At 50.7% G+C, this 18,933-nt stretch carries 19 protein-coding genes and 1 pseudogene; 5 read left to right on the forward strand and 15 right to left on the reverse strand.

Annotation, left to right across the window (positions count from 1 at the left end; all coding sequences use genetic code 11):
• Positions 1-141: 141 nt before the first annotated feature.
• Complete coding sequence (locus WBM30_RS02740; RefSeq protein WP_424899260.1) at positions 142-618, reverse strand: SRPBCC family protein; 477 nt, start codon at positions 616-618, stop codon at positions 142-144.
• Positions 619-963: 345 nt separating this feature from the next.
• Here WBM30_RS02740 and WBM30_RS02745 point away from each other — a divergent pair, with 345 nt between their 5' ends.
• Genes WBM30_RS02745 through queC form a run of 3 tightly spaced genes read left to right on the forward strand, consistent with a single transcriptional unit; the run spans position 964 to position 2,649 of the window.
• Positions 964-1,461 carry a QueT transporter family protein gene (locus WBM30_RS02745; RefSeq protein ID WP_424899261.1) on the forward strand — a complete coding sequence of 166 codons (498 nt, stop codon included), beginning with the start codon at positions 964-966 and terminating at the stop codon, positions 1,459-1,461.
• An 18-nt stretch (positions 1,462-1,479) separates the two neighbouring features.
• Positions 1,480-1,980: a preQ(1) synthase gene (gene queF, locus WBM30_RS02750; protein ID WP_424899262.1), complete on the forward strand. Its 501-nt coding sequence runs from the start codon at positions 1,480-1,482 to the stop codon at positions 1,978-1,980.
• Positions 1,981-2,649: a 7-cyano-7-deazaguanine synthase QueC gene (gene queC / locus WBM30_RS02755; protein ID WP_424899263.1), complete on the forward strand. Its 669-nt coding sequence runs from the start codon at positions 1,981-1,983 to the stop codon at positions 2,647-2,649. It abuts the gene before it with no gap.
• An 88-nt stretch (positions 2,650-2,737) separates the two neighbouring features.
• Here queC and WBM30_RS02760 read toward each other — a convergent pair whose 3' ends face one another.
• The 4 genes from WBM30_RS02760 to amrS form a co-directional block, all read right to left on the reverse strand.
• A complete protein-coding gene (locus WBM30_RS02760) occupies positions 2,738-3,433 on the reverse strand; it encodes a methyltransferase family protein (RefSeq protein ID WP_424899264.1) in 696 nt (231 codons plus the stop codon).
• Positions 3,426-4,655 carry a methionine adenosyltransferase gene (metK, locus tag WBM30_RS02765; protein WP_424899265.1) on the reverse strand — a complete coding sequence of 410 codons (1,230 nt, stop codon included), beginning with the start codon at positions 4,653-4,655 and terminating at the stop codon, positions 3,426-3,428. Before metK ends, WBM30_RS02760 begins: the two co-directional genes overlap by 8 nt.
• Before the next feature lie 64 nt (positions 4,656-4,719).
• Positions 4,720-5,361, reverse strand: coding sequence for an AmmeMemoRadiSam system protein B (gene amrB / locus WBM30_RS02770; RefSeq protein ID WP_424899266.1), 642 nt, complete (start codon positions 5,359-5,361; stop codon positions 4,720-4,722).
• Positions 5,362-5,377: 16 nt separating this feature from the next.
• Positions 5,378-6,250: an AmmeMemoRadiSam system radical SAM enzyme gene (gene amrS, locus WBM30_RS02775; protein WP_424899267.1), complete on the reverse strand. Its 873-nt coding sequence runs from the start codon at positions 6,248-6,250 to the stop codon at positions 5,378-5,380.
• 255 nt (positions 6,251-6,505) lie between these two features.
• On the opposite strand from amrS, the pseudogene WBM30_RS02780 reads away from it, so the two are divergent.
• Positions 6,506-7,054, forward strand: a pseudogene (locus WBM30_RS02780) (sugar O-acetyltransferase); the annotation flags it as partial.
• A gap of 199 nt (positions 7,055-7,253) precedes the next feature.
• Here the strand turns inward: WBM30_RS02780 and WBM30_RS02785 are convergent.
• The gene (locus tag WBM30_RS02785; protein WP_424899268.1) at positions 7,254-8,387 is read right to left on the reverse strand and encodes a Maf family nucleotide pyrophosphatase; all 1,134 of its coding nucleotides are present in this window, start codon (positions 8,385-8,387) and stop codon (positions 7,254-7,256) included.
• 243 nt (positions 8,388-8,630) lie between these two features.
• On the opposite strand from WBM30_RS02785, the gene WBM30_RS02790 reads away from it, so the two are divergent.
• Entirely contained in the window at positions 8,631-9,872 is a 1,242-nt protein-coding gene (locus WBM30_RS02790; RefSeq protein WP_424899418.1) for an OFA family MFS transporter, read from the forward strand.
• A 52-nt stretch (positions 9,873-9,924) separates the two neighbouring features.
• Here the strand turns inward: WBM30_RS02790 and WBM30_RS02795 are convergent, their stop codons facing one another.
• The 9 genes from WBM30_RS02795 to WBM30_RS02835 all read right to left on the reverse strand — a co-directional run bounded on the left by WBM30_RS02795 (position 9,925) and on the right by WBM30_RS02835 (position 18,905).
• On the reverse strand, positions 9,925-12,306 hold the full coding sequence (locus tag WBM30_RS02795) for a homocysteine S-methyltransferase family protein (protein ID WP_424899269.1): 2,382 nt from the start codon (positions 12,304-12,306) through the stop codon (positions 9,925-9,927).
• 16 nt (positions 12,307-12,322) lie between these two features.
• Positions 12,323-12,988 carry a vitamin B12 dependent-methionine synthase activation domain-containing protein gene (locus tag WBM30_RS02800; RefSeq protein ID WP_424899270.1) on the reverse strand — a complete coding sequence of 222 codons (666 nt, stop codon included), beginning with the start codon at positions 12,986-12,988 and terminating at the stop codon, positions 12,323-12,325.
• Positions 12,985-13,884, reverse strand: a complete 900-nt coding sequence (gene metF / locus WBM30_RS02805) for a methylenetetrahydrofolate reductase [NAD(P)H] (RefSeq protein ID WP_424899271.1) — start codon at positions 13,882-13,884, stop codon at positions 12,985-12,987. Before metF ends, WBM30_RS02800 begins: the two co-directional genes overlap by 4 nt.
• 200 nt (positions 13,885-14,084) lie before the next feature.
• Positions 14,085-14,996: a LysR family transcriptional regulator gene (locus tag WBM30_RS02810; RefSeq protein ID WP_424899272.1), complete on the reverse strand. Its 912-nt coding sequence runs from the start codon at positions 14,994-14,996 to the stop codon at positions 14,085-14,087.
• Between the two features lie 208 nt (positions 14,997-15,204).
• Positions 15,205-15,459 carry a DUF6718 family protein gene (locus tag WBM30_RS02815; RefSeq protein ID WP_424899273.1) on the reverse strand — a complete coding sequence of 85 codons (255 nt, stop codon included), beginning with the start codon at positions 15,457-15,459 and terminating at the stop codon, positions 15,205-15,207.
• 97 nt (positions 15,460-15,556) lie between these two features.
• A complete protein-coding gene (locus WBM30_RS02820) occupies positions 15,557-16,753 on the reverse strand; it encodes a hypothetical protein (protein WP_424899274.1) in 1,197 nt (398 codons plus the stop codon).
• Positions 16,754-16,794: 41 nt separating this feature from the next.
• Positions 16,795-17,679 (reverse strand): VOC family protein, encoded by an 885-nt coding sequence (locus WBM30_RS02825; RefSeq protein WP_424899275.1) that lies wholly within the window; start codon positions 17,677-17,679, stop codon positions 16,795-16,797.
• Positions 17,680-17,849: 170 nt separating this feature from the next.
• Positions 17,850-18,410 carry an NUDIX hydrolase gene (locus WBM30_RS02830; protein WP_424899276.1) on the reverse strand — a complete coding sequence of 187 codons (561 nt, stop codon included), beginning with the start codon at positions 18,408-18,410 and terminating at the stop codon, positions 17,850-17,852.
• 30 nt (positions 18,411-18,440) lie between these two features.
• Complete coding sequence (locus WBM30_RS02835; protein WP_086987147.1) at positions 18,441-18,905, reverse strand: hypothetical protein; 465 nt, start codon at positions 18,903-18,905, stop codon at positions 18,441-18,443.
• Positions 18,906-18,933 lie beyond the last annotated feature (28 nt).

Raw genomic sequence — 18,933 nt, forward strand, 5'->3', positions numbered from 1 at the left:
GTCGTCTCAGTATAACAGGAAAAACGTAATAAATCCGCGTTTTTGTGAAAACGAATGTCCAGGACGGAATTAAAAACGGAACCGGGTATGAATCCCGCAAAGGGTTCCGCTTCCAGTTCCATCATCATCGTTTGCGTCCGTTCATTCTTCGCAGAACAGCCTGATCCGCTCGATCGCTTGTTGCGCTATCTCATCCCGTTTTTCCTGGTAAGCTTCCTTGTCGAACGTTTTGTTCTTATCGATATAAGGGATGTTCTGGATGCTTTCCAAATTCAAGGTCGTTCCGCCTTCCTCCGCTTTGGCCGTGTAATTTTGCCGCACGAAAGAATCCTCTGCCGGATCGACCGTGTCCACCCGGATGGCTGCGCGCATGATAAATTCCTCTGGGGAAAGTTCCGCCTGCTGCACTTCGATGTTCACCGGCACCATTTTCCCGAACATGTCGTATTCTGCCTTGTAGACACTGGACAGGCCACCGTTCCCGCTGACCTGCTTGACGATTTTCAGACCCTCATGGATGTCTTGCCAATTCCCCACATTGGCGGCATATTGCCATACTTTTCCCAGCGGTGCTTCGATAAAAATACTTTTCTTGATGTGGCTCTTGATGTAGTCCATTTCATTCACCCTTCCTACTGATTGAACTTGCTGACCTTCACTCGCAAAAATGATAGCGCTCTCACTATTTTCATTATACTAAAAAAAACTTTTCGGTACAAAAACTGGTGAAGCCCATCCAGAATCCCCCCTTGGCAACTCTGCCAATATTTGTTAAACTGTTCGGGACAGTTCGTAACCATCCTGTCGTTAAATAAAACTAGGGTAATAGAATCATGCAATCAAAACGCAGAAATGTTTTTTGAGTTGGCTTGTTTTCTCCTTAGAGACAACCTTCTCGGCATCCATGCGTTTTTTTGTGCATATTCCTGTAAGGCGTTGAAAAAAATATTAGGAGGTGGACCGATGCAAAAATCATTCACAAAAACACAAAAATTGACTTTCTCAGCGATGTATATCGCTATGTACATCGTCATCATGGCACTGACACAATCTTTCGCTTTTGGACAATATCAAATCCGCATCGCCACAACTCTTTACGCCCTAGCTTATTTTAACCCGTTCCTGATCATCCCGGCAGGCCTAGCCAATCTTATGTCGAACCTGTTCTTCGGCGGACTGGGTATCATCGACATGCTTGGTGGAACCCTCGTAGGTATCATTACGGCTTCGCTCGTCTACGCCGTCCGCAAATACAACCTGCCAAAGTGGTGTCTGATCCTACCGATCATCTTCATCCCTGGAATCGTTGTGCCGATCTACCTGTCGCAACTGTTGGCCATCCCGTTCCTACCGCTTGTCGTCAGCCTTTGCATCGGCCAATCGATACCGGCTTTCGTCGGCTACTTTTTGGTTCAGGCACTGGAAAAACGATTCTATAAAAGTGCACTTCTGAAATCCTGAGCGCAAGGAGGAAAAACAATGACAGCAGGCCGAAATGAAGCCGATCTGAATGGCATCACCCAATTGGGCAACCAACAGACAAAATATCCACAGGACTATGATCCGGAAGTTCTCGAGACTTTTCCGAACAAGCATCCGGACAATGATTACTTTGTGAAATTTAACTGCCCTGAATTCACAAGCTTATGCCCGATGACGGGACAGCCCGATTTTGCGACCATCTACATTTCCTACGTCCCAGGAGAAATTATGGTCGAAAGTAAATCGCTGAAGCTCTATCTCTTCAGCTTCCGCAATCACGGCGACTTCCACGAAGATTGCATGAACATCATCATGAAGGATCTGATTGCATTGATGGCGCCGAAATACATCGAGGTGTGGGGCAAATTCACACCGAGAGGCGGCATCTCGATCGATCCTTACTGCAACTACGGCAAACCCGACACAAAATGGGCAGACGTGGCTTGGCAGCGATTGGCGCAGCACGATCTTTATCCTGAGAAAGTCGACAACCGCTAGATGGAAAATGTGAATGGAACAACGCAAAAACAAGCATTGGTCATCTTTTCAGGCGGGCAGGATTCCACGACTTGCCTGATCCAAGCCATCCAAAAGTATGGCGCGGCAAACACCATAGCCCTTTCATTCAGCTATGGCCAGCGCCATGACATCGAACTGGAACGGGCGGCATGGATCGCCAAAGATCTTGGGGTCGAACACCATATTCTGGACGCAAGCGTCATGGGCAAAGTCACGACAAACGCATTGATGGACGATTCGCAGACAATCAAGGAAGCCGATGCCGAAGACTATCCGAATACCTTCGTCGACGGCAGGAACGCCCTATTCCTGCTATTGTCCGGCATCTTTTCCAAGTCCAAAGGTATCCGCAACATCATATTGGGCGTGTGCGAAACGGACTTCAGTGGTTATCCGGATTGCCGGGACGTGTTCGTCAAATCGATGAACGTGACCCTGAACCTGGCCATGGATTACAATTTCAACGTCGAAACGCCGTTGATGTACCTGACCAAAGCGCAGACATGGGAGTTGGCGGATCAGCTGGGCTGTCTCGCCTACATCGAGGAACATACCCATACATGTTATATGGGTGTTCCCGGCGGTTGCGGCGAGTGCCCATCCTGCAAGCTCCGCAACGCCGGACTGGCAGAATACCTGAATAAGTAAGAAAAAAATAGCCATCTGGTTGTTCCGCTGCTGTGGATCATCCGGAGGGCTATTTATTTTCAATACTATAAGCTGCCCTGCCTCCGGATCACCATACATACGGAAACAAACGATATTTGACGCGTTGGGTATAGGCTGTGTAGCCCGCCAGCCCTTCCTTCAGCATCTCCTCCTCGTCTTTTATCCGCGCGATAATTTCGAGACAGCTCAATGCCATCGGAATAACGGCATAGTAGGACCCGAGTATCAGCGGAATCGACAGATACAGAATGATGGAGGCCGAATACATCGGGTGGCGGATGATCGCATAGAGCCCGGTATCGATCAACTGCTGCCCTTCCTGGATTTCGACGACGCGGGAGGCATAGCTATTTTGGGCGAATACGGTGACCACCATCGCATAGGAGCACTCGAACACAATGACGCTGACAACAATCACCCAAATCGGGACATCGGACCACTGGTAGCGGTAGTCCAATCCAGGTAGGAAAAAGCCCAAGAGCATGAACAACCCTGAAATTTGGACGATTTTGCGTTGCTCTTTGCGTGGTTCCTTCAGGTTCATCCGTTTTTCCAGCAAAGCGGGATCCTTCCGCAGCAAAAAGATGAGCGTCATGACCAGCGGAATCGCCAATGCTGCAAGGAAAAGCCAAGCCTGCCAATATCGGAAGGTACCCGCCAAAGCGAACAGGATGCCTCCGATCACAAGCAACCCTGAAATGAGACGGTAAAGAACCAATCTTAACAAGTTGCTCCTTTCCTGCCGAACCTGCTTTCTATCCATGAAATCCATCCCCTGTCTGATGTTTCGGCGTTCGTTTCAACACTAGCGCTTTTTCCGCCAACACAGCTGCCTTATCGATCCGCTCCCAGCGAAGGTCCAATTCAGGCCTGCCGAAATGACCATAACAAGCAAGCTTTCTGTAGATCGGCTTCCGCAGGTCGAAATCGCGGATGATCGCAGCTGGACGCAGGTCGAAGTGTTTTTTGATCAGTTCTTCGATCTGTTCTTCGGCGATGCTGGCCGTCCCGAAAGTTTCGACTCGGACGGAAACGGGCTTGGCCACTCCGATGACATAGGCCAGTTGGATCTCACATCTGTCGGCCAAACCTGCAGCCACGACGTTCTTCGCTACATATCGAGCAGCGTAGGCAGCGGAGCGGTCGACTTTGGTCGGGTCTTTGCCGGAAAAGGAGCCGCCGCCATGCCGCGCATAACCGCCATAAGTATCGACGATGATCTTTTTCCCGGTCCATCCTGAATCGCCGGCAGGACCGCCGATGACGAAACGGCCGGTCGCATTGACGAAATATTTCGTCTGGTCATCCAACAGCTCCGCCGGGATGACGGCCGGAATCACTTTCCCGAGCATATCCTTTCTGATTTGTTCCTGATCGACCGATTCATCATGCTGACAGGCGATGACGACCGCTTCGACCCGTTTGGCACGGTCGCCCGCATACTCCACAGTAACCTGCGTTTTTCCGTCCGGCCTCAAATAAGACAGCTCTCCTGATTTCCGCAATTCCGCCACCTTCTCGGCCAACCTATGTGCCAATGTTATCGGAAGCGGCATCAACTCCGGCGTTTCCTTGCAGGCATAGCCGAACATCAGCCCCTGATCGCCGGCGCCCAATTGGTCCGCTTCATCGTCTGAACCGAGCCGTTTTTCCAATGAGGAGCCGACCCCTGCAGCGATATCCGCTGATTGCCTGTCCAAGCCAATCAGGACGGAACAAGCCTTCCCATCGATGCCATACTCGCTGTCTGTATAGCCGACATCCTGGATGATCGTCCGGACAATAGCCGGAATGTCCACCGTGCTTACCGTCGTGATCTGGCCGAAAACCGTGATCAAACCGGTGCTTGCGGAAGCATCGCAAGCCACCCGCGCGAACGGATCATCTTCCAGAATGGCATCCAAAATCCCGTCGGCTATCTGATCGCAGAGTTTATCCGGATGCCCCTCCATGACCGATTCCGAGGTGAAAAATGTTTTTTTCATTGCAATCGCCTCTTCTTATTGAGAATATTATATATGCAACCTTCCCCAACTCGCCTTATGAACTTCACACGTCCTTGATTTGCTCTTTGGCTTTGGAAGGCATGAAGGTTGCCACAAGGTACCCCACCCCGAAAGGGCCTTCGTAGGAAAGTACTTCCGCTTCGTATTCCCTGCCTTCGAACGCTCCCATCAGGAACAGGATGGAGCGCAACCCGCACTCCGCCGCACTTTCAAGGAACCCGGCATCCAACCGCAACAGCTGCCCGACATCCTTTTCCTTGATGGCTTTGATTACCAATTTATCAAACAACGGCCCCGCCGAATGGTATCCGTAGGGCCCCTCCGGTTTCAACACATGAGACAGGTCTGCTGAGGCGATGATGGCTGTGCACAGATTCGACTGGTCGCAAGCTTCCCCATAGCGTTTTCCCCATTCGTAATAGTGCCCGTAGGAAGGCTCCGTCACCAGGATTTTTTCCATCTCCAAGTTAGGAGGCAACTGTTTACCGAGATAATACAACGGCACTTCAAAGCCATGGCCTTCATGCGGCGAGATGATGAGCAAGCGATCCGGTTCTGCTGCAGCAAGTCTTTCGGCCGCAGCCTCCAAAGCTGCCACTGTGCGGTTCACCCTTTCAATGTCCTTCCCGCCTATTTCCGGAATGATGAGCGGCGGATGCGGACTGATGACGCCAAAAACCAACATAACGAATCCCTCCTTTTCAGACGTTGCCGATGTGCACATGCTGCAATCCATATTTTTTCCCGATGGCTGCGGCTGTTTCCAAGGTCTCCATCGGCGTGATGGCCGCATCCATCATTTTCCAACCAGGGAAAAAGCGGTTGACATGCCAAGGCACTTCCTTGCCGACCTCCTCGGCGATGAAACGCGCCATTCGTTCGAGTTGATCGACGCGGTCATTCACCCCAGGGACGACGAGAGTGGCGATTTCGAGATGCACACCTGCTGCATAAAAGTGTTTGATCGTATCCAAGACCGGCTGCGCAGTTCCGCCACAGTGTTCCTTGTAGACTTCGTCATCGGTCCCTTTCAGGTCGACATTGACGGCGTCCAGATAAGGGATGATGGCATCCAGCGTTTCCTTCGTCGCATATCCGGCCGTCTTCCATATATTTTTCAATCCCGCTTCACGAGCCAACTTCATCGTGTCGAGCGCATATTCGACAAATATGATCGGTTCCGTGTACGTATAGGCGATGGAAGGACAGCCGGCAGCCAAAGCCCTCCGCACATGTTCTTTCGGGCTGATGTCCTCCCCATAAATCGGACGATCCGGTTTGGAGGCCTGCGAAATCGCCCAGTTCTGGCACCAGAGACAGCGCAGATTACAGCCGATTGTAGCGAAGGAATAGGCTGTAGTGCCGGGAAGGAAATGATTGAGCGGCTTCTTCTCGATGGGATCGATTGCAACCGCGATTGCTTTCCCGTAATTCAATGCATACAGAGTCCCCTCCCGGTTCTCCCTGACTGCGCAGATGCCTCGCTTGCCTTCCGCGATGACGCAATGATGCGGGCAGACGCCGCACCTGACTCTGCCGTCCCCCAGTTTTTCGTACAACATAGCTTCCTTCATCTCATCAACTCCAATTATCCGTTTCGCAAATGTTATCGCTTACACTTATCTTACTGCATTTTTGATTAACAATCCAAAATAAATAAGACTGATCTCCGAAAAGTTCGATATGATTGAATCCAGTCAAAAGATTTTGTAAACGCAAAAATAAAATAGCGCCTGATTCATTTCGTATATCAAATTAGTAAATGCTTCGATATAATTAGTAAAGGTAACCAAAAAATTTTACTACCCTATACGTAAGGAGATTATATAATGAAATCAGAAATTGAAAAAATGATCGCCGGCGAACTCTATTTTTCCAGTAATCCGGAACTTTCCTCCATGCGGCACAGTTCCCGGGAAAAGATGCACCTATTCAACAACGAAACGGATGCCCACAAGCGCAGCGAATTGTTAAAAAATTGGTTCGGAAAAACCGGGGAAAATATCTATATCGAACCGACATTTTCGCTGGACTACGGCTTCAATATTTTTGTCGGCGAGAATTTCTATGCGAACTTCAATTGCACGATACTCGATACGTGCCCGGTCACATTCGGGGACAACGTGATGATCGCGCCTAATGTCAGCCTCTATACCGCCACTCATCCGATTGAGCCGGTCGAACGGAACAGCGGCTGGGAATACGGGAAACCGATCACGATTGGGAACAATGTCTGGATCGGCGGCTCTTCCGTGATCGGTCCTGGTGTCACTCTGGGGGACAATGTCGTCGTCGGTATGGGCAGCGTCGTGACAAAATCCTTCCCGGACAATGTCGTGATTGCAGGGAATCCGGCACGCGTAATCCGTCATATCGAGCTTTCCGATTCCAAGTCCTAAATATATGAATAAATGCTAAAAAACCGACGAATGCCTTTGTGAGGCTTCGCCGGTTTTTTTCGGTATTCATTTTTTGCGCTGTAGCTCCGGTGAATGGGGCTTTCCCCGGATTTCACGCTCTTATTTTGTAGCGTTCCCCCGGCCAACGAGTGCCTCGCCGGAGAAAACGAGCGATAAGCTATTTCTCTGCTTCCGCTTCCGCCAACAAGCGATGGATCGCTTTATCGACCAAGGCGACCGGCAACCCAACAATCGTGTTATAGTCGCCTTCGATTCCGGAAACCCAGAGCGCCGCTTCCTCCTGGATGCCATATGCTCCGGCTTTGTCCATCGGCTTGCCCGATGCAACATATGCCTTCACTTCCGCCTCCATCCGATTGTCCCAATCGAAGAAGCTGACTTTCGTCTCAGAAGCAAAGGTCTCTTCCTTTTCGCCCCATAAAATGCTGACGCCGGTCAGAACCGAATGGCTCTTTCCTGCCATTGCATGAAGCATCGCATAGGCGTCGGCTTCATCAACCGGTTTGCCGAGGATCTTTTCGTCCAACACGACCACAGTGTCAGAACCGATGACCATTGCTGCTCTGTTCTCGCGGTGGATGACCGCCGCCTTTTCCCGCGCCAATGTCTCCACCAGCTCCGCCGCGGTGTCAATGAACATCTCTTGTTCTGCTTCGGCCAGGATGCGCGCTTCTATCGCTTTTTCGTCGATATCCGCAACCTGGACCGCGAAGTCCTTTACGCACAAGGACAGCAATTCGCTGCGCCTTGGCGACTGACTCGCCAATATGATTTTCGGATCCATCTTTTCTCCCCTTTCTTCTTCAAAATGAAGTATCATGTCATACCAAACGGCGTTCCCGTGCGTGGAACTCGATCTGCCGCTGTTCACCAATCCGACTTTCTCGTAGTAAGGGATCTTTTCCTCTTTGCAGCAAAGCGTCAAGCCTTTTCTGCCTGCTTGTCTGGCCGCATCGATCAATGCCGTCAGCAATTTCCCAGCGATTCCCTGCCTTCTGTGGGCTGGGTTCACATCCAAGCCGAATACGCTTTGATAAGCGCCATCCGGATTATGCAGGGCCGCATCATGGTAATGGGCATCGCGGATGATCGGCTCATCGATGACGGCCCCGTTCACGAATCCCACCAATTCTCCCTCTACTTCGGCAACCAGGAAGCTCTCCGGGAACAGTTGCAACCGCTCGCTCAGAGCTTCAAGCGTCGCCGCCTCGGCTTGCGGGAAACAAATGTCCTCTATTATTTTCAGTGCAGCTAAATCCTGCAGCTCAGCTTTCCTAATTTTCACTTGCATCCTCAGATTCCTCCTTCTCTGTCCATAGTTCATATTACCGACAAATCTTCGATTTATCCAGAAAATTCCGTCTGCTCAGCCTCCTAGGGAAAAACATTGTCCGGATTGGACAAACTGCCCTCTCCCACGTTTTCGGAAAGCGATTGCATTTACGGCAATTCGGGGGTAAGATGACGATAGCTTGATTAAATATTCACGCAATCCATACTATCATTACCTAAGGGGGGCTTTACAATGAACAACATCGAAAATAAATGGATGCGTGCCGCTGTACCGGCACTGTTGATCCATTGCAGCATCGGGACAGTCTACTGCTGGTCTTTGCTGAAGGGGGGCATCGCCGAATATATCGGCAGGCCGCTAGGCGAGGTCGAATGGGCGTTCAGCATCGCCATCTTCTTCCTTGGAATGTCGGCTGCCTTCGCGGGCAGAGCCGTGGAGAAGGACATCCACAAATCTTCCCTGATTGCGGCGGTTTGCTTTGCAGCCGGGATGGCCGGAACCGGATTCTTCATCCAGCAAAAATCGCTGATCGGCATCTTTCTGACTTATGGTGTCCTGATGGGCATCGGTTGTGGCATCGGCTATCTCTCGCCGGTCAAAACCCTGATGCTCTGGTTCAAAAACAATAAAGGCCTGGCTACGGGGATAGCGGTGGCCGGATTCGGATTGGCAAAGGTCATCGCCAGCCCGATCATCGAGATGCTTTTGGGTGCAACAAATGTGGATGGTACGCTCGTTGACCCGACCCGGCTTTACAAACTGTTCTATATCCTGGCTGTTGTCTATTTCATCATGATGTTCATGGGCCATCTGCTGTTGAAAAAACCATCCGATTGGGTGGAAGTACCCGTGAAGATGAAGAAGGGCGAAAACATCCTTGATATCTTCAAGAACAAAACGTTCATCGGCATTTGGTTGATGTTCTTCATCAACATCACTTGCGGCTTGGCGCTCATCTCGCAGGAGAAGGATTTGCTGCACTTCATCGGCTTCGGTGCAGTCGGAGTAATCAGCTCATTGACGGCACTCTTCAACGCAAGTGGTCGGCTTGGCTTTGCATCCTTCGGAGACAGGTTGAAGGACAGAAACACCATTTATATCTGGATTTTCGGTCTTTCGATCGCTGCTACGGCGCTTACGCTTTTGTCGAACGGCATCAACAACGCAATCGCTCCTTTAGTCATCATTACCCTTTGTGTCATCAACGCTGGCTACGGCGGCGGTTTCTCCAGCCTTCCGCCACTGCTTGCCGACCGGTTCGGGATGAACAGCATCAGCACCATCCACGGACTGGCTTTATCGGCCTGGGCTTTTGCCGGACTTTCCGGGAACCAATTGAGTGCCTTCATCATTGCGAAGACAGGTTCCTTCAACAACGTTCTCTATGTCGTGTTGGCACTGTATTCGGTCGCGCTCTTCATCAGCGCCGTTATCTTAAGATCAAAACCGGATGACATGAATAAAACGAGACATCCAGCCTAAAAGAAAAATCCCGGAAGAGATCCATTTTGAATGGAGTCTCTTCCGGGATTTTTTAGTTTGTACTGAAGACCTCTTCGGCTACTGTGACGCCGGCTCGGGCGTCTTTGCAGTAGTAATCCGCGCCTATAGCTTTGGCGTACTTTTCTGTCAGTACGGCTCCTCCTACGAAGACCTTCACAGGCAAACCAGCCTCGCGCAAGGCTGTGATCGTATCCTCCATCGCCGTGACGGTCGTTGTCATAAGCGCAGACAGTCCGACCAATTTAACTTGATGTTGCTTGGCAACTGCCACAACCTCCTCGATCGGGACATCCTTGCCCAGGTCGATGACGTCGTAGCCATAGTTTTCAAGCAGGACTTTGGCCAGATTTTTTCCGATATCATGGATATCCCCTCTTACGGTGGCCATGACGATGGTCCCCTTCGATTCTAGCTTCTCATTGCCTGCAGCAAGTTTTGCTCGGATCGTCTCAAAGGCTTTACCGGCCGTTTCGGCGGCGCGGATCAGCTGAGGTAGGAAGATGTTCTTCTGCTCATAGAGCTTGCCGACTTCATCCAATGCCGGCACGATATGATTGTCTACGACCGCCAACGGAGTATTATCTTTAAGCAAGGCGTTTGTTGCCTTCATGATCCCTGTTTCGTCGCCCTCCAACAGCATTTCCCGGTAGGAACGGACCACGTTTTCCTGCTTGGGACCATCGGATTTGACCACAGCCTTTTTGTTGTTGTAGTCGATATAGTCGATGGCACCTTCGTCTTGCCCTGACAGAACATTGAAGGCGCGCATCGTATCGACGATTCCGTCGGCTCCTGGATTGATGATGACCGTATCCAGCCCCGAAGTCAGGGCCATCGCAAAATAGGTTCGATTGATCAAGGCTCGGAAAGGAAGTCCATAGGAAACATTGCTCAGTCCCAAAGTGGTCAATGCTTTCGTGTTTTCCTTGACCCAACGCAATGCCTTCAACGTCTCTATTACCGCTTTCTGTTGGGCAGCTGCAGTGAGCACAAGGCAATCCACCAACAGTCTTTCGGACCCGATGCCGTATTCTCCCGCTCGATCGATCAGCTTTTGGGCGACCTTTGTCCGGCCGGCCGCGTCATCCGGAATGCCCGCCTCATCCAGACACAAGGCAACGACAAAGGCGCCGTATTTCTGGACGATTGGATAGATTTCGGCCATCGAGGATTCTTTCCCGTTGACCGAATTGACGATCGCAACGCCGCTATAGCGCCTCAAGGCTGCTTCAAGCACTTCCGGTTTGGTCGAATCGAACTGCAACGGTGCTTCCACCAGGCCGCTCATGCCATCGATGATTTTTGTCATATAGTCCGTTTCGTCGATCATCGGCAAAGAGGTGTTGACGTCCAACACATCCGCACCTTTTTGGACCTGTTCGAAAGCGACTTTGATGGCCGCCAATGGATTGCCTGCCACGAATTGTTCCTTCAAAGCCTTGTTGCCTGACGGGTTGATCCGCTCCCCGATGAGGGTGATTTGGCCATCCAGGCAAACTTTTTTCTGCGCGGAACAGACGTACCGTTTCAATTGATTGATTTCCCTTTTCGCAAAAGACGCCTTGGCCTGCTGCAGATCACGGATGTATTCCGGTGTCGTGCCGCAGCACCCTCCGATAACAGAAACCCCCAAACCGGCCAATTCTTTCGCGACCTCAAGGTAAGCCTTGGAAACGACGTTATATTTGGCGACGCCCGCTTCCGTCACAGGGATGCCGGCATTCGCCTGCACCATCACTGGCGTATTCGTGAATGCCAATATCCTTTTGATGATGGGAATCAGCTCCTTAGGCCCCAATGAACAGTTCACGCCCAGTGCATCCACACCCAATGCATCCAAAGAGAGCGCCATGATTTCCGGCTCGGTCCCGGTCAAGGTGTTGCCGTCCTCCGTAAAGGTCATCGTTGCGAAAATCGGCAGGTTGCAGTTTTCTTTCGCCGCCAAAACGGCTGCGCGCATTTCCGCCAAGTCCGACATCGTTTCGATGAGGATCAGATCAGCTCCGGCCGCAGCCCCGATCGTCACTTGCTCGCGGAAATAGTCGTAAGCCTGGTCGAAATCAAGCAATCCGATTGGTTTCATCATTTTCCCTACCGGTCCGATATCGAGCGCCACTTTTGCCCCGGTCCCTGCCGTTGCCGCTTTGGCGATTTCGACAGCAGCAGTGATCACTTCCGTAACGGAGTAGCCGGTCTCCTGCAGTTTGTAGGCATTCGCTCCAAAAGTATTTGTCGTGATGAATTGTGCGCCGGCTTCGACGTATTCCCGATGGATCCGGCTGAGCAGCTCGGGATCCTCCAGATTCAACGCTTCCGGATTTTGGCCGGCTTTCATCCCGTATGTCTGGAGCATCGTGCCCATCGCTCCATCAAAGAGAAGCAATTCTTCCCCAATTTGTTTCCTGATATCCATTACTTTGCCTCCTAGCTTAACTTCTGGCCGTGCAGCTGTCGTTCAGATCGCACTCGTTGCAGCTGGCGTTCCCGCAGCGATGGTTCTTCCCTTTGGAGCTGCCTTCCTCCAGAACGCCCAAGATCGCCACAATCGATTTTCTTGGCGTCATCAGCATCGAATCCGTCAGATGGACCCCGATTCGCTTGTCTGACTGCAATTCCCCGAGCAGCGTTTTGTTGGTGGCCAACGGAAGGTCCCCGTATCCGGGCGCATAGCGGAAAGTCAGTGCGGCTCCCGCTGGCAGTTGGCTTTCGATTTCCTGCTGGCAACGGTCCGCGATCGTCTCGACGAATGCGGATGCGCAGGCATCAGCGATCATCCCCAAGGTAGGCGACATCAACTTGTTGCGCTCGAGGAGGAAGTCCCCCTGCGCGCCTAACGTGCAGACCATGATGTAGACCTCCTTGCAGCGTTTCAAGGTACGATTGATGCTTTTCCCTTCCAGCACAACAGCGGTCCCCTCAAGCGTAATCAAGCCCTCAACGGAGTGGTCCAGAAGATAATGCCCATAAGTCCATTTCCCGGTGATTGCCTGCTCAAACTGGGTGGCGATGATCTCCATGTCGTTCCTTGTCCGTTCGTCCGGTTGTTTGTTGCCGAAGCCAAGGTACTTCGCGACCAGCTTCAGATCCGTCTTCATCTTTGCGGCTCTTTTCTGCAGACCGCCTTGCGGACACAGGAGATGTTCTCCATGATTCTTCTTGTCGCATCAGGCTTGTTCATCGTGTAGATGTGGACGCCATCCACTCCGGAAGAAAGCAAATCGATGATCTGATCGACTGCATAAGCGATGCCGGCTTCCTGCAGCGATGCCGGATCGTGCGCGTATCTATCAAGTATCCGCAGGAATTTCGGCGGCAGGTTGCATCCGGAGATTTCCTGGATCCGTTTCACTTGTTTGATGTTCAGTACCGGCAGTATCCCCGCGATGACCGGCTGTTCGATGCCGACGAGGTCCAGTTTCTCCTTGAACTGATAGAAAAGATCGTTGTCGTAGAAAAGCTGCGTGATCATGAAGTCAGCTCCGCGGTCCATTTTCTTTTTCAGATTTTTCAGGTCATCCACTTTATTGATGGAATCGACATGCCCTTCCGGATAGCAGGCCGCTCCAATCGAAAAATCGCCTGCTGCTTTGATGTCGTCGATGAGTTCGGAAGCGTAACGGTATTCCGGATTCCAGCTTCTATCCGCCAACTTTTCCTGCGGGATATCCCCGCGCAAAGCCAGGATGTTTTCGATGCCGCTATCCTTGATCGACGCCAGTGTCCGTTTCATGCCCTCTTTTGTGGAGGTGCAGCCGGTCAAGTGGGCGATCGATTCGATGCCGAAATCCTTTTTGATGCGCGATGCGATTTCGACCGTGTTGCTTTGGGCGGTGCCGCCTGCGCCGTAGGTCACGGAAATGAAATCGGGATGCAGGCCCTTCAGGTCATGCAAAGTATCGAACACGGTGTCGAGGGAATAGCTGCTCTTCGGCGGAAAAATTTCAAACGAAACGGTTGGTTCCCCTTTGCTGATCATATCTCTAATCTTCATAATCATGTCCTCCTTCAATTTGTTCAAAGTGGCAAATGTTAAGCGCACTTACTTTGTGTACAATTGATCATGTCAGTTTATGACTACCCGCAAGAAGTCATTTATTTCCAATAGTATGCCATGGAATAAAGATATAGAGTAACACCAAAAAAATATACTTAGTTATAGCAAAAGGCTATACAAAGAAAAGACCGAACCTGTTAATTGCCATAGGTTCGGATCACTGCCTTCAGCTCCTTGATATAGGCTGCTGCCTGCCGGCTGATTCCGGCTTTCTTATTGGCGATCCAACCGATCACCATCCTATCCTCGACATCCAAAGGTACGGAAACGATATCCGTTCCGTTCAACTCTTCACTAAGTACGCCGGTGGAGATGGTATAGCCGTCCAAGCCGATCACCAAGTTGAACAAAGTCGCGCGGTCGCTGACCAGAATGCTTTTTTTATGGAAGACAGTGCTGAGGATCTCTTCCGAAAAATAGAAGGAATTATGCTCTCCCTGTTCGAACGAGAGGTAGGGATAATCCTCGAGATCTGCCAAGGTAACGCTTTTTTTGACCGCCAACGGATTGCGGACGCTGACAAAGATATGCGGTTCCGCTTCAAACAAAGGATGGAACTCCAATTGGCTCTCCTTCAGGATTTTTTTGAGCGCGTTGCGGTTGAAAGAATCCAGATAGAGGATGCCGATTTCACTCTGGAAACTTTTGACGTCCTCGATGATTTCATGGGTGCGCGTCTCGCGTAGGGTGAACTTGTATTCATCCGCTCCGCTCTTTTTGATCATGTTGACGAACGCGCTGACGGCGAACGCGTAATGTTGGGTCGAAATGGAACACAACTGCTTGGCCGGTTTCTTGTCGAGATAGCGCTGTTCCAGCAATTCCGCTTGCTCGATCACCTGTTGGGCATACTTCAGGAATTCGCTGCCTTCTGCTGTCAGCGTGATGCCTTTGGCGGTCCGAAAGAACAGGTCCAGACCGATTTCTTCCTCAAGGTCCTTGATGGCATTTGATAGACTCGGTTGTGAAATGAAGCATTTTTTTGCGGCTTCGTTGATCGATTTGTATTGGGCGACTGCCAGCATATATCTTAATTGTTTTAAGGTCATGTTTCTTGCCTTACCTGTCCGGATTCCCTAAATGGCGGATACGCTCGGTAAAAGGCTCCTCCTCTCGCTGCTTTGACCGCCGAAGCGGTCATATGTTTTGGCTTTCTTGCTTCTGAATCGATTATACCAGACTGAGGTTCAACGGAGAATTAAAACAAAAAAAGACCGGCGCGGCAGCATTTCCATATGCTGCCGCGCCGATCCGATGTTATTTCTTCCGGCTGACTTTTTCTTCAATCGTGCGTTCGAAGCTTTCTTTGTTGTCAACCACCACGATGGGTGCGTATTCCGGCCACGCCTCTTCCAGGGCTTCCGCGGAGTCCCCACTCAGGAGGAGCACCTCGATTTTCCGGCCGAAACGTTGCTCCAATTCTTCCGAATAGCCCATGATGGATGGTACCGCATCTATTGCGATTGCCGCACTGCCGTTCTTTTTGAATGTCCTTGCCACTACGAATTTCATGCATTCACCTCAAGGTCCATTATAACAAATAGAGCGCGTTCCTGGTAAAAGAAAATGATGCGTTCGCATTTCCATTCCAGTTTCCGTCCTGCTGATGCTACAGATCCAATTCGGTCTGCACGCTTGCTGTTTCAGGTGCAGCTCGATGATGGGCCATCACCAGCGATCCCAACCCTGCCATCACGATCAGCAAGGAACTCAGGAAGCCGATATAAGGCGGCATCCGTAAAACGCCGAGGATGATCAATCCCAACAATACCAGCCAGACGCCTTTATGCAGCTCGGGCCATTTGAAGCGTTTCGCCAACCACTGTCCGATGAAAACTGCCACAATGATCCGCGACAGATACAAAGCGATCGGATAAACGGCGCCAAGGATGACCGCAATCGGAATCCCGATGACGGTGACCATCGCCAAGATGATCATCGGCGGCACCACCAACAATGTCAGCAGACCGACTCCCAACGTCTTCAGCGGCTGTTCAGCCAAGGGCCGGGCTGTGTTTTGCCAGAAAGCGGGGCGCCAGATCCGGATAAGGAACCAAATCAGCAAAGCGCTCGCCAAGCTCCAGAGGAACCAGACAAGTTTCATGAACGGCCTACGCGTTTCCCGCACGGCAGTTGTTCCCCTATCCATTGTTTCGTAAAATTCCCAATCCGTGTCTCCGGCGATCGTTGCACCGGTTCCGATGTCAGCTTCGTTTTCACCCTTGTAGTTGAGGTCTCCCGCTATGTTCGCGCCGTCCTGGAGTTTCAGACTGTCCGTCTGAATATTGACATCCCCGCCAATCTGCCCGCTCAGGACAATCTCGGCTCCGCCGCCGAAGAGGTTGCGTTGGATGATCCCATCCTGCAGGATGGTAGCGCCAGCCGCAAACAAGTCCCTGCCAATGGACGCATCCTGTCCGATGGAGATACTCTGACCGGCAAAGAAAACATCGCTTTCCGACTGCCCATCAAAGGTAAGTGCTTGCCCAGCTCCATAAATATTGCCGGTCACTGTCCCGTTGATGGTAATCGTTTGGGAAGCCACAAAAAGATCACCGTTGATATTGCCGTTGATCCGGACATCCTGCCCGGACACAAACGTCGTCCCATCCACATTTCCATCTACTTTCACCACATTACCCGCAAAGAAACCCGGTCCTTCAATCGTTTCACCTGCAGCCAAATGATCCAGATTTTCCGCATTCATGGTAGTGGCCGAAGCAACACCTGAAAATCCCAACAAAATCGCCAAAAATAACAAGTTGATACTCCAGAAGAACCCTTTCCACCAAACCTTCTTATTCATCCTGCATCCTTCTTTCATGCAACCATGCAAAAAAACAGTGACTAGGCTTCGTAAACTCTTCTCAGTTCCGCAAGGTCTAATTTTTTCATTTTCAGAGTTGCCTCTGTGACGCGTGCCATTTTTTTAGGATCCGCTGTCTGCATCATCTCGTTCATGTCCGTTGGAACGATCTGCCAAGATACACCGTATTTATCCTTCAGCCATCCGCAATTTTCCGCTTCCGGGACATAAGATAGGGCTTCCCAATAGTAATCGATTTCTTCCTGATTTTCGCAATTGACGATGAAAGAGAAGGCTTCATTGAATTCAAAATCATGAGCCTGAGCGCTGTCCATGGCTGCGAATGTTTGGCCTTCCAGCTTGAACGAGGCGAACTTTACCGTCCCGGGCGCATCCGGTTCCTCCCCAACTCCGTAGTAATCCATTCCGTCGATTTCGGTATCCGAAAATACTGCCTCATAGAAACGGATTGCTTCCTCTGCTTTGCCACACTGTTTGTTGGTGAACATCAGTGTCGGCGTCAATTTCTGCTCTATCTCCCGTTCACCGACATGCATGACCTGCCAGGACAGGCCGTAGCGGTCTTCCGTCCAACCATACTTTTTGCTGAAGGGATAAGTATCCAACGGCATGAGCACCGTGCCACCATCCGAAAGTTTTTCCCAAAGGAAATCGATTTCCTTCATTGATACGCAATCGATTCGGATGGAAATGGAGGGATTGAGGCGAAAATATGGACCTGCCGAGATCGCCATGAAATCCTGACCGGCCAACGTCATCGAGACAATCTCGGCATTTCCGTATGGTGGTGGATTTTGGATTTGGCTGATGTTTGTGATTTTGGAATTATCGAACAATGAGGTATAGAATTCGGCTGCTTCTACAGCCTGCGTATCAAACCAAAAATGCGGAACAATTTTATTCATAAGTTAAATCCTCCTTAATCTTATGATTACCGACCCCGACAGTTCAAATGCAAAAAAACAGCGGCTGCACCGATCCGCCGAAGACGTTCTTCGGCGCAGTCGATGCTCTCCACTGCCATTATGCCACTTTTCGTTGGCGATGGAAAATGAGAACCATCGGCGCTGAGCGGCTATTGTATTCTGTTCAATTTATCGTTCAGCTTGGCGTAAATGATCCTCATGTAAGGCTCGCTGCACTTGGCAAGCGCCTCTTCCAACCCCATCCAGGCGACACCGCTGTTTTCGTCAGGTTTGACGCTCGTCTGTTGCGTTTCGTCCGCTTCCAGCAGGTAGGTCAGGTTCAGATGCACATGCGTCCCTACCTGTTTGCCGTTTTTGACGTGCCCGTCCACACTCAATATTTCGAGCGAAAATAGCTCCTGCGATACCGGTCTTACCTGCTCGATACCTGTCTCTTCCTTCGTTTCCCGGATGGCTGTCGCCAGAAAATCGGTTTCGCCATCCATGTGGCCGCCGATCCAGGACCAGGAACGGTAGATGTTATGGTAGACCATCAGCACCTTGGTACGGTCGCGATTGACGACCCAGCTCGAAGCGGTGAAGTGGGCGAACTCATTCTCACGCTTGAACAAATCATCGAATTGATCCAGATACCGAAGCATCAGCTCACGGTCCTTTTCTTCCTGTTCATTAAAGGGAGAATAGTCCGCAAGCATTTGTCTGATTCCCATACCAGCCTTCCTTTCGCATTCTTTTAGCGGTCAGTTGGTTCGCGAAAAACCTTCATCATTCAGATAACCGACAGCCGCATCACGGGTCTTGAAGATTCCTTCCATTTGGCCGTTCTTCAACGCAACCGACCACATCGGATTATCGTAGATCAGCAACAGAACATCTCCGGACCGATCCACCCATTTTTCCGAGTAGCCTTCCTCATAGCCGTCTTCGGTTTTTTTCAGAAAGGAAATCGCCTTTTCCAACAGGAAACGGATCGTGCCTTCGTCGCTTTCCAATACGGAAATATAGCCTTTATCCGTCTCTTCTTTCGGCAGGTAGCCTGCATAAATGAAGGCATTGCCGTTTGGATGCAGGAAGCGGACAGCGATTTTGTGGTCCACCGCGCTCGCATTGAAATGATAATTGATCCGGTTCATCGAGACCGGAACAGCAGTCAGTTCTTTATAATCATCAAATATCGCTTTTTTTTCTTCGAATGACAAGGTCATTTCATTCAACTCCCTATTAATGTTCTCC

The sequence above is a fragment of the Trichococcus sp. genome, assembly GCF_049684335.1.
Classification (GTDB): domain Bacteria; phylum Bacillota; class Bacilli; order Lactobacillales; family Aerococcaceae; genus Trichococcus.

Bases quoted from the DNA above. Each gene is read 5' to 3' on its own strand.
- WBM30_RS02740 (WP_424899260.1), bottom strand. From the start codon at position 618: ATGGACTACATCAAGAGCCACATCAAGAAAAGTATTTTTATCGAAGCA.
- WBM30_RS02745 (WP_424899261.1), top strand. From the start codon at position 964: ATGCAAAAATCATTCACAAAAACACAAAAATTGACTTTCTCAGCGATG.
- queF (WP_424899262.1), top strand. From the start codon at position 1,480: ATGACAGCAGGCCGAAATGAAGCCGATCTGAATGGCATCACCCAATTG.
- queC (WP_424899263.1), top strand. From the start codon at position 1,981: ATGGAAAATGTGAATGGAACAACGCAAAAACAAGCATTGGTCATCTTT.
- WBM30_RS02760 (WP_424899264.1), bottom strand. From the start codon at position 3,433: ATGGATAGAAAGCAGGTTCGGCAGGAAAGGAGCAACTTGTTAAGATTG.
- metK (WP_424899265.1), bottom strand. From the start codon at position 4,655: ATGAAAAAAACATTTTTCACCTCGGAATCGGTCATGGAGGGGCATCCG.
- amrB (WP_424899266.1), bottom strand. From the start codon at position 5,361: ATGTTGGTTTTTGGCGTCATCAGTCCGCATCCGCCGCTCATCATTCCG.
- amrS (WP_424899267.1), bottom strand. From the start codon at position 6,250: ATGAAGGAAGCTATGTTGTACGAAAAACTGGGGGACGGCAGAGTCAGG.
- WBM30_RS02785 (WP_424899268.1), bottom strand. From the start codon at position 8,387: ATGCAAGTGAAAATTAGGAAAGCTGAGCTGCAGGATTTAGCTGCACTG.
- WBM30_RS02795 (WP_424899269.1), bottom strand. From the start codon at position 12,306: ATGGATATCAGGAAACAAATTGGGGAAGAATTGCTTCTCTTTGATGGA.
- WBM30_RS02800 (WP_424899270.1), bottom strand. From the start codon at position 12,988: ATGAAGACGGATCTGAAGCTGGTCGCGAAGTACCTTGGCTTCGGCAAC.
- metF (WP_424899271.1), bottom strand. From the start codon at position 13,884: ATGAAGATTAGAGATATGATCAGCAAAGGGGAACCAACCGTTTCGTTT.
- WBM30_RS02810 (WP_424899272.1), bottom strand. From the start codon at position 14,996: ATGACCTTAAAACAATTAAGATATATGCTGGCAGTCGCCCAATACAAA.
- WBM30_RS02815 (WP_424899273.1), bottom strand. From the start codon at position 15,459: ATGAAATTCGTAGTGGCAAGGACATTCAAAAAGAACGGCAGTGCGGCA.
- WBM30_RS02820 (WP_424899274.1), bottom strand. From the start codon at position 16,753: ATGAATAAGAAGGTTTGGTGGAAAGGGTTCTTCTGGAGTATCAACTTG.
- WBM30_RS02825 (WP_424899275.1), bottom strand. From the start codon at position 17,679: ATGAATAAAATTGTTCCGCATTTTTGGTTTGATACGCAGGCTGTAGAA.
- WBM30_RS02830 (WP_424899276.1), bottom strand. From the start codon at position 18,410: ATGGGAATCAGACAAATGCTTGCGGACTATTCTCCCTTTAATGAACAG.
- WBM30_RS02835 (WP_086987147.1), bottom strand. From the start codon at position 18,905: ATGACCTTGTCATTCGAAGAAAAAAAAGCGATATTTGATGATTATAAA.